The sequence below is a fragment of the Oceanicella sp. genome, from assembly GCF_056449545.1.
The window spans coordinates 1-12,565 of record NZ_JBWOMN010000144.1 but is presented as its reverse complement, the minus strand read 5'-3'; the positions used below and the strand labels follow the sequence as shown (position 1 = coordinate 12,565).

Below are 12,565 nucleotides of genomic sequence, written 5' to 3'. Positions count from 1 at the left end.
GCGCCGGCTCGGGGCGCGGTTCCGGGCGTGACGCCGGCGCGTCGAGCGCCGCGGCTTCCGGCGTCGCGGCGACCGGCGCGGCCGCCTCGGCGGCGGGCTCCTGTCGGTCCCGGCGGCGTCCGCCGCGGCTGCGGCCGCGTCCGCCGCGGCGGGGTTCGCCCGATGCGGCTTCGGTCTCCGGGGTCTCGGGCTTCATGGCGTCCGGCAGCGCCGATTGCGGCGTCGCGGCGGGCCCCGATTGCAGCGGCGAGTCCATGCGCGCGATCGTCTCGCCGCCGGCCAGATCCTCGATCGCCGCCAGCGCCTTGCGCTCATGGGGCAGGCACAGCGTGATCGCCTTGCCGGGGCGTCCGGCGCGCCCGGTGCGCCCGATGCGGTGCACGTAATCCTCGGCATGGATCGGCACGTCGAAATTGAACACATGCGAGACCGTGGGGATGTCGAGCCCCCGCGCCGCCACGTCCGAGGCGACCATGATGCGGATTTCGTTGTTGCGGAACCCGGCGAGCACGCGCATGCGCTCGGATTGCTCCAGATCGCCGTGCAGGGCGCCCACATTGAAATCGTGCTTCTTGAGCGATTTGAACAGCGTCGCCACGTCGCGCTTGCGATTGCAGAACACGATGGCGTTGGTCAGCGAATCGCCCTCGGCGTTCATCAATTCGCGCAGGGTTTCGCGTTTCTCGCGATCGGCGCGGTCCTTGCGCGACGGGGTGATCTCGCAGACCTGCTGGGCGATGTTCTCGCCCACCGTTGCCTGGCGCGCCACCTCGATGCGTTCGGGATTGTGCAGGAACTGTTCGGTCAGGCGGGTGATCTCGGCGGGCATGGTGGCCGAGAAGAACAGCGTCTGACGGGTGAAGGGGGTGATCTTGAAGATGCGCTCGATGTCGGGGATGAAGCCCATGTCAAGCATGCGGTCGGCCTCGTCCACCACCATCACCTGCACGCCGGTGAGCATCAGCTTGCCGCGTTCGTGATGGTCGAGCAGCCGCCCCGGGGTGGCGATCAGCACATCGACGCCGCGGTCGATCTTGCGATCCTGGTCCTTGAAGCTGACGCCGCCGATCAGCAGCGCCATGTTGAGCTTGTGATACTTGCCGTAGATCTCGAAGTTTTCGGACACCTGCATCGCCAGTTCGCGCGTCGGGCAGAGGATCAGGCTGCGCGGCATGCGCGCCCGCGCCCGGCCCTTGGCCAGATTGCAGATCATCGGGATGGTGAAGGCGGCGGTCTTGCCGGTGCCGGTCTGGGCGATGCCGAGCACGTCGCGCCCCTGCAGCGCCAGCGGAATGGCCTGTTCCTGGATCGGGGTCGGGGTGTCGTATCCGGCTTCCTCGACGGCTTTGAGAACTTTGGAGTCGATGTTGAGATCAGAGAATTTCATGTGGGTCCTGGCTTGCGGATTATGCGGCGGCATCGCGGCTGAATAGGCCGCGCATCCAAAGCGGCCCCGTTCTGCGCCCGTATTGACGCATAGTGCAGCGCACCATACGCATCGCCGCGGCAAAGTCAATGCGCGCGGCCAATTGCGCGGCGCGCCGCCCGTTGCTTTTGGTCGCGCGCGACCGGTTTTTGCGCATGATCGCTTGCAGTGCGCGATCGGGCGCCTGGTTGACCCGGCGCGCGGGTCAGGCGTGGGTTTCCTTGACGGCGCTCAGCACCACTTCGGGAAAATCGCGCGCCACCCGGTCCAGATCCCATTGCAGGCGGATCATGTAGACCGGATCGCCGTCATGATCCGTCGCCATATGCCCCTTGTTGACATTGGCGAAGGCCTCGACCGCGGCGCGCGGGCCGCTCACCCAGCGGGCGCCGGTGAATTGCGTCGGCTCCATGCGCACCGGCAACCCGTATTCCTGCTCGATGCGGCTGGCCAGCACCTCGAATTGCAGCGCGCCCACCACCCCGACGATGAACCCCGCGCCGATCATCGGCTTGAACAGCTTGGCCGCGCCTTCCTCGGCGAATTGATGCAGCGCCTTTTCCAGATGCTTGGCCTTCATGGGATCGCCGGCGCGCACGGTCTGCAACAGTTCCGGCGCGAAGGACGGGATGCCGGTGAAATGCAGGTCCTCGCCTTCGGTGAGCGCGTCGCCGATCCTGAGCTGCCCGTGATTGGGCACGCCGATGATGTCGCCCGCCCAGGCGTCCTCGGCGATCGAACGGTCCGAGGCCATGAACAGCACCGGATTCGAGATCGCCATCTGCTTGCCGGACCGCACATGCCGGAGCTTCATGCCGCGCTTGAAATGCCCCGCGCACAGGCGCAGGAACGCCACCCGGTCGCGATGCTTGGGGTCCATGTTGGCCTGCACCTTGAACACGAATCCCGAGACCTTCTTTTCGTCGGGCGCCACCACCCGACCGGCGGTCTTGCGGGCCAGCGGCGGCGGCGCGTAATCGGCCAGCCCGCGCATCAGTTCCTGCACGCCGAACGAATTGATCGCCGAGCCGAACCAGATCGGGGTCATGGCCCCGGCGAGAAACGCCTCGCGATCGAAGGCGGGCAGCAGTTCCCGCGCCATCTCGATGTCCTCGCGCAGGGTTTCGAGCAGCTCGGGGGGGACGTGCTCGGCGATGCGCGGATCGTCGAGCCCGGACAATTCGATGGAATCGCCGCGCACGTTGCGCTCGGCGCGATCCATCAGGATCAGCCGGTCGTTCAGCAGGTCGTAGGAGCCGATGAAATCGCGGCCCATGCCGATGGGCCAGCTCACCGGGCAGACGTCGAGCGCCAGCAGGTCCTGGATCTCGTCGATGATGTCGAAGGTTTCGCGGCTTTCGCGATCCATCTTGTTGCAGAAGGTGAGGATCGGCATGTCGCGCAGGCGGCAGACCTCGAACAGTTTTCGCGTCTGGCTCTCCACGCCCTTGGCGCCGTCGATGACCATGATCGCGGCGTCGACCGCGGTCAGGGTGCGGTAGGTGTCCTCGGAAAAATCCGCGTGTCCGGGTGTGTCGACGAGGTTGAACCAGTGGCCGTCATATTCGAACGACATGGCCGAGGCGGAGACCGAGATCCCGCGCTCCTGCTCCATCTTCATGAAATCCGAGCGCGTGCGCCGGGATTCGCCCTTGGCGCGCACCTGTCCCGCCATCTGGATCGCGCCGCCATAGAGCAGCAGCTTTTCCGTCAGCGTGGTCTTGCCCGCGTCCGGGTGCGAGATGATCGCGAAGGTCCGCCGCCGGGCGATTTCCGGCGGCAGATGCGGCGAGATATGTCCGGTGTCCTGCATGGCAGGCTGTTTAGGCGAAGCCGGGGGCGGGGGAAAGGGGCGGAAGGAACGTCGCGGATCACGCCATGGGCGGGTCCGCGACCCTCAGCCGGCCGGGCGCGCCGGCGACAGATCGCCGCCGGCGCCGCCATTCGGGACTGCCGCGCGACGACAAGCGCCTCAGCGCCGCACGATCAGCAGGTCGCAGGGCGGGTCCCGCATCAGCGATTCCGTGAAACTGCCGAGCAGCGACGGCGATATGGTCGCGCGGCCATGGGCGCCCACCGCCAGCAGGTCGGGCTTTTCGGACTCCATGAACCGCATCAGCGCCTGCTGCACCGACGCCTGCACCAGCTGCGGGGGCGCCATGCCCTCGGGCAGCGCGGCGTTCCGGCGCCAGGCCTCGAGTTCGGCATGGGCCTCGTCGAGATAGGGTTTCATCTCGGCGCTCGAGGGCGCGCCGCCCATGAACCCCTTGAAGGGTATGTGGAAGGCGTAAAAGGACACCAGCCGCGCGGCCGGGGCGATCCGGCGCACCGCGCGCAGCGCGGCGGCCGAGGCCGGCGACAGGTCCACCCCGGCCAGCGCCGTGGCGTAGGGGTGATCGGCGGGATCGCGCACCACCAGCACAGGCTTCACGCTCATGCGCACCAGGCGCTCCATGGTGGTGGCGCCGAACAGGTCGCGCCACGGGCGCAGGCGGTGCAGGCCGAAGACCGCCAGATCGGCGTCGATCCTTTCGACGGTGCGATGGATGTCGCGCAGCGGATCGCCGATCTCGGCGCGCGCCTCGAAATCCACCGGCGCGCCGTCGCCGGCGCCGGCGAGCCCGTCGCACAGACGCTGCAGTCGCGCCGCCGCCTCGCGACGCCGGGATTCGGCGAGATCGGCGGGCAGGTCCTCGTCGATGACGCAAAGCGCGACCAGCCTTGCGCCGGCGTCGCGGGCCAGCATGAAGGCGCGCTGCACGGCGCGGTCGGAACGGGCGGAAAGGTCGGAGGCGACGAACAGGGTTTTCACGGAGGATCCTTTCCTGAAGGGCCGGGGGCGGGTCGTCGCGGCGTGCGCGCCCGCAGGGGGAATCGTGGCGATCGCCGGACCCGATTGCAAGGCGCGCGGCGATATGCGGCGGCGCGTGCCGGGAGGGGGCCGGGAGGGGGCTGGCGGGGGGGGGCGGGGGGCGGGGGGGAACGCCAGCGCGATTGACGCCGACGCGGGCGCCGCTAGATTTCGTTCCCGACACCGGTCGCATGATCGCGGCGCGCATGGGCGCTCGGTGAATGACAGGGGGAGGATCGGCAATGGATTTGGGCATCAAGGGCAGGGTCGCGGTGGTCTGCGCGTCTTCGAAGGGTCTCGGGCGCGGCTGCGCCGAGGCGCTGGCCGAGGCGGGGGTCGATCTGGTCATCAACGCGCGCACGCAGTCGACGCTCGACGCCACGGCGGCGGCGATTCGCGCCGCCCATGGCGTGAAGGTGACGCCGATCGCCTGCGACATCACCACGCGGGAGGGCCAGGCCGCGGTGCTGGCGGCGGCGGGCGGCGCGCCGGACATCCTGGTCAACAACGCCGGCGGCCCGCCCCCGGGCCTGTGGTCGGATTGGGAACGCGAGGACTGGCTCGCCGCCATCGAAGCCAACATGCTGACCCCGATCATGCTGATGAAGGCGGCGCTGCCGGGGATGATCGATCGCGGCTGGGGCAGGGTGGTCAACATCACTTCGGTCTCGGTGAAGGCGCCGATCGCGGTGCTTGGCCTGTCCAACGGCGCGCGCGCCGGGCTGACGGGCTATGTGGGCGGCACCTCGCGCCAGGTGGCGCCCCATGGGGTGCTGATCAACAATCTGCTGCCGGGGCTGCACGACACCGATCGGCCGCGCGGCATGGACGAGGCCGACGCCAGGCGCGAGGGCGTGCCGCTGGAGGAGATCCGCGCCCGGCGCACCGCCGCCATCCCCGCCGGGCGCTACGGCTCGCCCGAAGATTTCGGGGCCATGTGCGCGTTCCTGTGTTCGGAGCGCGCGCGCTTCATCGTCGGGCAGAACATCCTGCTCGACGGCGGCGCCACCAACCTGTCGATGTAGGCGGGCGGGGCGATGCCCGACACGGCCTTCGCAATCCGCGCCGGGCGCCGCGCGGACGCGCCCGCCTGCGCCGCCATCGAGCGCCGCTGCGAGCAGATGTTCGCGGCGACCGCCCATGCGGAGATCGTCGCGCCCGCCCCGGCGCCGCCCGACGCCATCGCCGACGCCGCCGAAATCGGGCGGCTTGTGGTGGCGGTCGCCGGCGGCGCGGTGGCGGGCTACGCGATCTACGAGATCGAGGCCGACAGCCTGCATGTCTGCGAAATCGACGTGGACCCGCCGCATCAGCGCCGCGGGCTCGCCCGGGCGTTGATCGCCGAAATCGCGGCCCGGGCCCGGCGGCTGGATCGCGACGCGCTGACCCTCACCACCTATGACGACGTGCCGTGGAACGCGCCCGCCTATGCGCGCATGGGCTTCGAAACGCTGGCCGCCGCCGACTGGACCCCGGAATGCCGCAACGACAATCGCTGGATGACCCGGGCGGGCCAGGACGTGAGCCGCCGCGTGGCGATGATTCTCTGGCTGTGAGGCGGGGGCGGGGGCGGCGTGACGCGACGATCGAACCGCGCCGGCGCGCTTGCCCTTGGGGCGGTTGGTTGGTATCTCCCCGGTATCCGAGCGAAACCATAGGTTTTGAGGCCAGAGGTTTCGCCGGTCAGCATGAAGCCAGGACCGGGCCAGCACCGGCAATCGCGGAGCCAGCGTGACCGAAATGCCAGTCATCCAGCCGTTGCGCGCCGATGCGGAGCCAGCCAGCCCGCCGTCGGGCGCGTCGGGCGGGGCGCCGGCGGCGCCGCTCGCCGCGCCGAATCTCGCGCCGCCGATGCCCCAGCCGCCGATCCTGGCGCCGCCGCGCCTGGCGCTGGCGGGGCTGACGAAAACCTATGACGGCCAGCCGGTGGTGCGCGACCTGTCGCTGGAGGTGGAGCCGGGGGAAATGGTCTGCCTGCTCGGCCCCTCGGGCTGCGGCAAGTCCACGACGCTGCGCATCGCCGCCGGGGTCGAGCGTCAGGAGGCGGGCACGGTCACGCTCGATGGCCGGGTGGTGTCGGGGGGGCGCGCCCACGCGCCGCCCGAGGACCGCTCCATCGGCCTGATGTTCCAGGATTTCGCGCTGTTTCCGCATCTCAACGTCGCCGACAACGTGGGCTTCGGCCTGCCGCGCGCCGAACGGGGGCAGGCGCAGATGTATCTCGACCGGGTCGGCCTGTCGGGCTACGCCGGGAAATACCCGCACATGCTGTCGGGGGGCGAGCAGCAGCGCGTGGCGCTGGCCCGGGCGCTGGCGCCGCGCCCGCGGGTGATGCTGATGGACGAGCCGTTCTCGGGGCTCGATCAGCGCCTGCGCGACGACATCCGCGACGAAACCCTGTCGGTGCTGAAGGAAGAGGGCGCCGGGGTGCTGCTGGTCACCCACGAACCCGACGAGGCCATGCGCATGGCCGACCGCATCGCGCTGATGCGCGACGGGCGCATCGTGCAGATCGGCGCGCCGTATCACGTCTACAACTACCCGGTGGACCGCAAGGCGGCGGCGTTCTTCTCGGATATCAACGTCATCCATTCGGTGGTCGAGTCCGGCCAGGCGGACACGCCGTTCGGGCGGTTCCTGACCCCGGGTCTGGCGGACGGCGCGCAGGTCGAGATCATCATCCGCCCGCAGCATCTGAAGATCGACCTCGACGCGGGCGCCGGCCCGCCGCGCGAAAACGCCGAACACGGCGTCGCGGCCCACGGTCATGTGAGCCGGGCGCGGTTTCTCGGGTCGGAAAGCCTGATCGAGGCGCGGATGGATCATGACGGCTCGATCCTGCGCGCCACCTCGCCGGGGGTGTTCATGCCGCCGGTGGGCGGCGGGCTGTGGTTTTCCATGCGCCGGGACCGGTGTTTCGTGTTTCCCTGCGCGGGGGATCGCTGATCCGCGCCGCCTGACGGCGCGACAATCCGGCGCGGCAATCCGGGGCGACAATCCGGGGCGCGGGGCCCGCGACATCCCGCCGGCGCGGCCCTGCGCGCCGGATTCGCGATCCGGGAGCCCCGGTCAATTTCGCGCGTTATGGTCTTTCACCCGCCGCGATCATTGAATATGTGTGTGGGTGACAAGGGCGCGGCGCGCCCGCCGATATGGGAGTACACGGCAATGAGCCCGAGCATCTGGCAAATTCTGATCGTCGTCCTGCTGGTCGTCGTTCTCTTTGGACGGGGCAAGATCTCCGGTCTGATGGGCGATGTGGCCAAGGGCATCAAAAGCTTCAAGAAAGGCATGGCCGATGATCTGGACGACCCGTCCGACGACGCGGTGCGCAAGGTCTCCGGCGAAGGCGAGGACGCGATCGACGTGACCCCGGCCGCCGACAAGGCCGCCGCGAACAAGGACGCCTGAGCGCGCCCCGTCCCTGACGCCTCAGCCGAAAGGTCTCCAATCGCATGTTCGACATCGGCTGGTCCGAGCTGCTGGTCATCGGCGCGCTGGCGCTGATCGTGGTGGGTCCCAAGGACCTGCCCAAGATGCTGCGCACGCTTGGCCAGCATGTGGGCAAGGCGCGCGGCATGGCGCGCGAATTCCAGCGTTCGATGGAGGACGCGGCCAAGGAGGCGGATATCTCGGAACTGCGCGACGTGCAGCGTTCGATCGCCGATTTCAACCGCAACATCGGGACCGACGCGCCGAAGAAATACGCCGAGAAAATGATGAAGGGCGTGCCGCAAAAACCCGCCGCGGGCGATGCGGGCAAGGCTGCGGGCAAGGATGCCGACGAAGACGCGCCCACCGCGGGCAGCGCAGCCGTGGCCAGGATCCCGGACCCCGCGCCGCAAACCGCTGCGCCCGAAGCCGCGGGCGGGGCGGGGGGCGCCGATCCGGGGCTGCGCGCCGCCGAACAGGCCGCGTCCCGCAAGGCCGAGGCCGCCGCCGCCTCGGCCGCGCGCATCGCCGAGCTGAATGCCGGCGCGGCCGAACTTGAAGCCGAACTGGCGCGCGATCAGGGCGCCGGATCGGGCGCCGCCGACGCGCCCAAGGCGTGACCGCGACGGCGCACATACTGGGTGAGACCCGTTCATGACCACTGACGACATGCAGGATTCGACGGCGCCGCTGATCGAGCATCTGACCGAATTGCGCCAGCGCCTGATCTATTCGCTGATCGGCCTGCTGGTCTGCGCCATCATCAGCTTTTTCTTCGCGCGCGAAATCTATGATTTTCTCACCGCGCCGCTGCGCGAACAGCTGCTTGAACGCGGTCAGGACGCGCGGCTGATCTACACCCAGCTTTACGAAAAATTCTTCGTGCACCTGAAGATCGCGCTGTGGGGCGGATTTTTCCTCGCCTTCCCGATCATCGCCATGCAGGTCTGGCGCTTTGTCGCGCCGGGGCTCTACAAGAACGAGCGCGGCGCCTTCCTGCCGTTCCTGCTCGCCACCCCGATCCTGTTCGTGATGGGCGCGGCGCTGGTGTATTTCCTGGTCATGCCCATGGCGATCAGCTTCTTCCTCGATTTCCAGACCGGGGACACCGGGGACACGGGCACCCAGATCGAGTTTCTGGGCAAGGTCAACGAATACCTGTCGCTGGTGATGACCTTCATCCTCGCCTTCGGCATCTGTTTCCAGCTGCCGGTGCTGCTGACCCTGATGGGGCGCGCCGGTCTGGTGGATTCCAAGGGGCTGAAGCGGATGCGGCGCTACGCCGTGGTGGGGATCGCCGCGGCGGCGGCGGTGCTGACCCCGCCCGACCCGATCAGCCAGCTTGGCCTCGGCATCCCCATCTACCTGCTCTACGAGATCTCGATCTATCTGGTTCAGGCGGCCGAAAGGAAACGCCGCGCCCAGGACATCGCCGACGGGCTGGTCGACCCCGATGATGAGGATGACGACGAAGAGGAGGCGAGGGGCGCGTGACCCCTGGCGATTCCGGATCCGGCGCCGCGACATGCGCCGGGGGAACGGGCTGCGGCTGCGGCTGCGCTCTGGCGCTTGCGCGCATAGCCGGCGCGCTGGAACGCATCAGCCCGCCGCCCGTCTCCGCCCCGGATTTCACCGCCGCCGCGGCCTTCGTGTGGCATAGCGAGCCGGACCGGCTCGACCCGGTCGCCGCGGTGTCGCGGGTGGATATCGGGCTGCTGATCGGCATCGAGCGGGCGCGGGACACGCTGCTCGACAACACCAGCCGCTTCGCCGAGGGCCTGCCCGCCAACAACGCGCTGCTCTGGGGGGCGCGGGGCATGGGCAAGTCGTCGCTGATCAAGGCGGTGCACGCGGCGGTCAACGCCGCCGCCGCCGCGGCCCCGCGCCTGGCGCTGGTCGAAATCCAGCGCGACGACATTCCGTCGGTGGGCCGGCTGATGAACCTGCTGCGCGGCGCCGACCAGCGGTTCCTGCTGTTCTGCGACGATCTCAGCTTTGACCGCGACGACGCGCATTACAAATCCCTGAAGGCGGTGCTTGACGGCGGCGTCGAGGGCCGGCCGGCCAATGTGCTGTTCTACGCCACCTCGAACCGTCGCCACCTGATGCCCCGCGACATGATCGAGAACGAGCGCTCCACCGCCATCAGCCCGTCGGAGGCGACCGAGGAAAAGGTCTCGCTGTCGGATCGGTTCGGGCTGTGGCTGGGGTTCCATCCCTGTTCGCAGGACGACTACCTGGCGATGATCCGGGGCTATTGCGACGCCTATCGCATCGAGATCGACGACGCGACGCTGCGCGCCGAGGCCATCGAATGGCGCCAGACGCGGGGCGCCGTGTCGGGGCGGGTGGCCTGGCAGTTCGTCACCGATCTGGCCGGACGGCGCGGCGTGCGCCTGCCGGGTTGACCCGCATGGCCGGCGACGCGCGGACGCTGTCCTAGAAAACCGCCCCGCGGCGGGACGCTTGTCCCAGATCGGTCTGGATGGCCTTGCGGAAAGCGCGACTATCCCCGCGCCGCCCGCCTACCCTGCGGCCATGCAAGCGCTGACAGGGAGACCACGCCGATGACGCCTTTCGAGCATCCCGAATTCGACGATCACGAACAGGTGCTGTTCTGCCGCGACGCGGCCGCCGGATTGTTCGGGATCATCGCCATCCACGACACCACGCTGGGTCCGGCGGCGGGCGGCTGCCGGATGCACGCCTATGCCAGCTTCGAGGACGCGTTGCGCGACGTGCTGCGGCTGAGCCGGGGCATGACCTGCAAGAACGCCGTCGCCGGCCTGCCGCTGGGCGGCGGCAAGGGGGTGATCGTCGCCGACCCCCGCAGCCCGGCGAAACCGGACATCCTGCGCGCCTTCGGGCGCCATGTGCAGTCGCTGGGGGGGCGGTACTGGAGCGCGATCGACGTGGGCGTCGGCCCCGGCGACGCGGATGTGCTGGGCGAGACCTGCGACTACGTGTTCTGCAAGGCCAGCGACTACCCGGACGGCTTCAACCCGTCGCTGTTCACGGCGCTTGGCGGGTTCGCCGCCATCCGGGCGGTGGCGGCCGAGGCGTTGGGCCGCGACGGGCTGGCCGGGATGCGGGTCGCGGTGCAGGGGCTCGGCAACACCGGGCGCGACCTGTGCCGCCGCCTGCACGAGGCGGGCGCGGCGCTGATCGTCGCCGACATCAACCCCGAGGCCGTGGCGCATGTGGTGCGGGAATACGGCGCGCAGGTCGCCGATCCGGAGGCGATCCATCGTGCAAGGGCCGACATCTTCGCCCCCTGCGCGCTTGGCGGCGTGCTCAACGACGCCTCGATCCCGGAACTGGGCGCGAAGGCGGTTTGCGGGCTGGCCAACAACCAGTTGGAGGCGCCGCGCCACGCCGAGGCGCTGCGCGCCCGGGGCATCGCCTACGCGCCGGATTTCGTGGTCAACGCGGGCGGCGTGATCGGGGCCTCCATGGGCATCTACGCCAGCCTCGATCGCGCCGACGCCTTCGCGCGCATCAAGGGCATAGGCGGCGTCGTCGCGTCGATCCTGCAGCGCGCCCGGACCGAGGGGCGCACCACGGCGGCGATCGCCGAGGCCATCGCCCGCGAAAAGCTGGCGGCGGCGAAATCCGGCGCCGCGGCGCCAGCGCGCGAGCCGGCACGGCTCAGCGCCTGACCCGCGCGGCCTTGGAAATGCGCAACGGGCGGCCGATCGGCCGCCCGTTGGTTTTGGTGCGCCTGGGCGCCCCGGGCCTAGAAGAAATCCTCGGGATTTTCGCTGAAGGCGCCGCGGCGCACCTCGAAATACAGGCTGGCGGGGCTGCCCTCGGCCACGGTGCCCAGCGCCTGGCCGCGCAGCACCTGCTGGCCCTTGGTGACGTTGATCTCGCCCATCCGCCCATAGACGGTCATGATGCCGCCGTCATGGCGCACCAGCACGATGTTGCCCCACGAGCCCGGCGAATTGGAGATCAGCGCCACCGTGCCGTCCGCCGAGGCGGTGACCGGCTCGCCCGCCTTGGCGGCGAAATCGACGCCGTCATTGCGCCCGCCGCCGGAACTGCGGTTGTAGGGGCGGATGACGCGGCCCGGCACCGGGCGCGACAGGGTCGCCCCGGTCGCGGCGGCGGCGGTTGATCCGGCGCCCGCCGGGGCGGCGGTCGAGGTGGCGGCCGCATTGGCGGTCGGGGCCGGTTTCGCAGTCGGTTCCGGGGTCGGCTCGGCGGCGGAGGGCAGGGTCTGATACTGGCCGAGCTGGGGCGATTTCAGCGGTTCCGCCTGCACGGTGTCCGCCGGCAGCGGCGCGCCGGCGCTGGGGGGCGGCGCGGCGGTGGCGGCGGCGCCGGGCACGGCGGCGGGCACCACTTCGGTGGCCTGGGCGCCGGCCGGGATGGTCAGCACCTCGCCCGCCGACACGCTGTAGTCGGGGCCGCGCAGCGCGTTCCAGGAAATGATCGAGGCCGCCGGGACGCCGTAGAGCCGGGCGATGGAATAGACGGTCTCGCCGTCCTTCACCTCGTGATAGCCGACCTCGGCGAATCCGCCGCCCGATGACGGCAGCGCGGTGGGCGCCGCGGCGCCGCCGTCGGCGCGTCCGATGGCGGAATCGATCAGCGCCGGCGACCACTGGCCGCCGTCGCCGGGGATCGGGGCGTCGGCGGCGTTGTCGGCGGCGTTGTCGGCGGCGCTGAGGGCGGGCGCGGGCGTCGACAGCGGGGCGGCGGACAATGCGCCGGCGGTTGGCGCCGGGGCGATCGCCGCCGCCCCCGCGGGGGGGGGGGAGCCCGGCGGGGGCGGCGGGCCCACCCGGTGGTGGCCCCCGCGCGGCCGGGTGCCCGGGGGGCGGCCGGTATATGGGGCCCCTTAGCGGGCG

Annotated in this window: 12 protein-coding genes; 8 read left to right on the top strand and 4 right to left on the bottom strand. The window is 70.2% G+C overall.

All coding sequences use genetic code 11. The annotated features are described in order from the left end of the window. From AC1HC7_RS18490 to AC1HC7_RS18480, 3 genes are all read right to left on the bottom strand, one after another. On the bottom strand, positions 1–1,387 hold a 1,387-nt coding region (locus tag AC1HC7_RS18490; RefSeq protein WP_479499303.1), incomplete at its 3' end, for a DEAD/DEAH box helicase. A gap of 244 nt (positions 1,388–1,631) precedes the next feature. Then, positions 1,632–3,239: a peptide chain release factor 3 gene (locus AC1HC7_RS18485; protein WP_479496334.1), complete on the bottom strand. Its 1,608-nt coding sequence runs from the start codon at positions 3,237–3,239 to the stop codon at positions 1,632–1,634. 159 nt (positions 3,240–3,398) lie between these two features. Then, on the bottom strand, positions 3,399–4,238 hold the full coding sequence (locus AC1HC7_RS18480) for a universal stress protein (RefSeq protein WP_479496335.1): 840 nt from the start codon (positions 4,236–4,238) through the stop codon (positions 3,399–3,401). Positions 4,239–4,519: 281 nt separating this feature from the next. On the opposite strand from AC1HC7_RS18480, the gene AC1HC7_RS18475 reads away from it, so the two are divergent. From AC1HC7_RS18475 to AC1HC7_RS18440, 8 genes are all read left to right on the top strand, one after another. Continuing rightward, a complete protein-coding gene (locus AC1HC7_RS18475) occupies positions 4,520–5,302 on the top strand; it encodes an SDR family oxidoreductase (protein ID WP_479499302.1) in 783 nt (260 codons plus the stop codon). A gap of 12 nt (positions 5,303–5,314) precedes the next feature. After that, a complete protein-coding gene (locus tag AC1HC7_RS18470; RefSeq protein WP_479496337.1) occupies positions 5,315–5,833 on the top strand; it encodes a GNAT family N-acetyltransferase in 519 nt (172 codons plus the stop codon). A 295-nt stretch (positions 5,834–6,128) separates the two neighbouring features. Then, positions 6,129–7,223, top strand: a complete 1,095-nt coding sequence (locus AC1HC7_RS18465) for an ABC transporter ATP-binding protein (protein ID WP_479496353.1) — start codon at positions 6,129–6,131, stop codon at positions 7,221–7,223. 222 nt (positions 7,224–7,445) lie between these two features. Then, a complete protein-coding gene (tatA, locus tag AC1HC7_RS18460) occupies positions 7,446–7,688 on the top strand; it encodes a twin-arginine translocase TatA/TatE family subunit (RefSeq protein WP_479496338.1) in 243 nt (80 codons plus the stop codon). 44 nt (positions 7,689–7,732) lie between these two features. Beyond that, positions 7,733–8,329: a Sec-independent protein translocase protein TatB gene (gene tatB, locus AC1HC7_RS18455; RefSeq protein WP_479496339.1), complete on the top strand. Its 597-nt coding sequence runs from the start codon at positions 7,733–7,735 to the stop codon at positions 8,327–8,329. A 34-nt stretch (positions 8,330–8,363) separates the two neighbouring features. Further along, positions 8,364–9,203, top strand: coding sequence for a twin-arginine translocase subunit TatC (gene tatC, locus AC1HC7_RS18450; protein WP_479496340.1), 840 nt, complete (start codon positions 8,364–8,366; stop codon positions 9,201–9,203). A gap of 68 nt (positions 9,204–9,271) precedes the next feature. Next, the gene (locus AC1HC7_RS18445) at positions 9,272–10,117 is read left to right on the top strand and encodes an ATP-binding protein (RefSeq protein WP_479496354.1); all 846 of its coding nucleotides are present in this window, start codon (positions 9,272–9,274) and stop codon (positions 10,115–10,117) included. Between the two features lie 159 nt (positions 10,118–10,276). Then, the gene (locus AC1HC7_RS18440; RefSeq protein ID WP_479496341.1) at positions 10,277–11,368 is read left to right on the top strand and encodes a Glu/Leu/Phe/Val dehydrogenase dimerization domain-containing protein; all 1,092 of its coding nucleotides are present in this window, start codon (positions 10,277–10,279) and stop codon (positions 11,366–11,368) included. Positions 11,369–11,445: 77 nt separating this feature from the next. Here AC1HC7_RS18440 and AC1HC7_RS18435 read toward each other — a convergent pair whose 3' ends face one another. After that, on the bottom strand, positions 11,446–12,420 hold the full coding sequence (locus tag AC1HC7_RS18435; RefSeq protein WP_479499301.1) for a peptidoglycan DD-metalloendopeptidase family protein: 975 nt from the start codon (positions 12,418–12,420) through the stop codon (positions 11,446–11,448). Positions 12,421–12,565: the final 145 nt, after the last annotated feature.

What these genes read in the sequence shown, in the direction of transcription:
- AC1HC7_RS18485 (WP_479496334.1), bottom strand. Translation starts at nt 3,239, where the DNA reads ATGCAGGACACCGGACATATCTCGCCGCATCTGCCGCCGGAAATCGCC.
- AC1HC7_RS18475 (WP_479499302.1), top strand. Translation starts at nt 4,520, where the DNA reads ATGGATTTGGGCATCAAGGGCAGGGTCGCGGTGGTCTGCGCGTCTTCG.
- AC1HC7_RS18470 (WP_479496337.1), top strand. Translation starts at nt 5,315, where the DNA reads ATGCCCGACACGGCCTTCGCAATCCGCGCCGGGCGCCGCGCGGACGCG.
- AC1HC7_RS18465 (WP_479496353.1), top strand. Translation starts at nt 6,129, where the DNA reads ATGCCCCAGCCGCCGATCCTGGCGCCGCCGCGCCTGGCGCTGGCGGGG.
- tatA (WP_479496338.1), top strand. Translation starts at nt 7,446, where the DNA reads ATGAGCCCGAGCATCTGGCAAATTCTGATCGTCGTCCTGCTGGTCGTC.
- tatB (WP_479496339.1), top strand. Translation starts at nt 7,733, where the DNA reads ATGTTCGACATCGGCTGGTCCGAGCTGCTGGTCATCGGCGCGCTGGCG.
- tatC (WP_479496340.1), top strand. Translation starts at nt 8,364, where the DNA reads ATGACCACTGACGACATGCAGGATTCGACGGCGCCGCTGATCGAGCAT.
- AC1HC7_RS18440 (WP_479496341.1), top strand. Translation starts at nt 10,277, where the DNA reads ATGACGCCTTTCGAGCATCCCGAATTCGACGATCACGAACAGGTGCTG.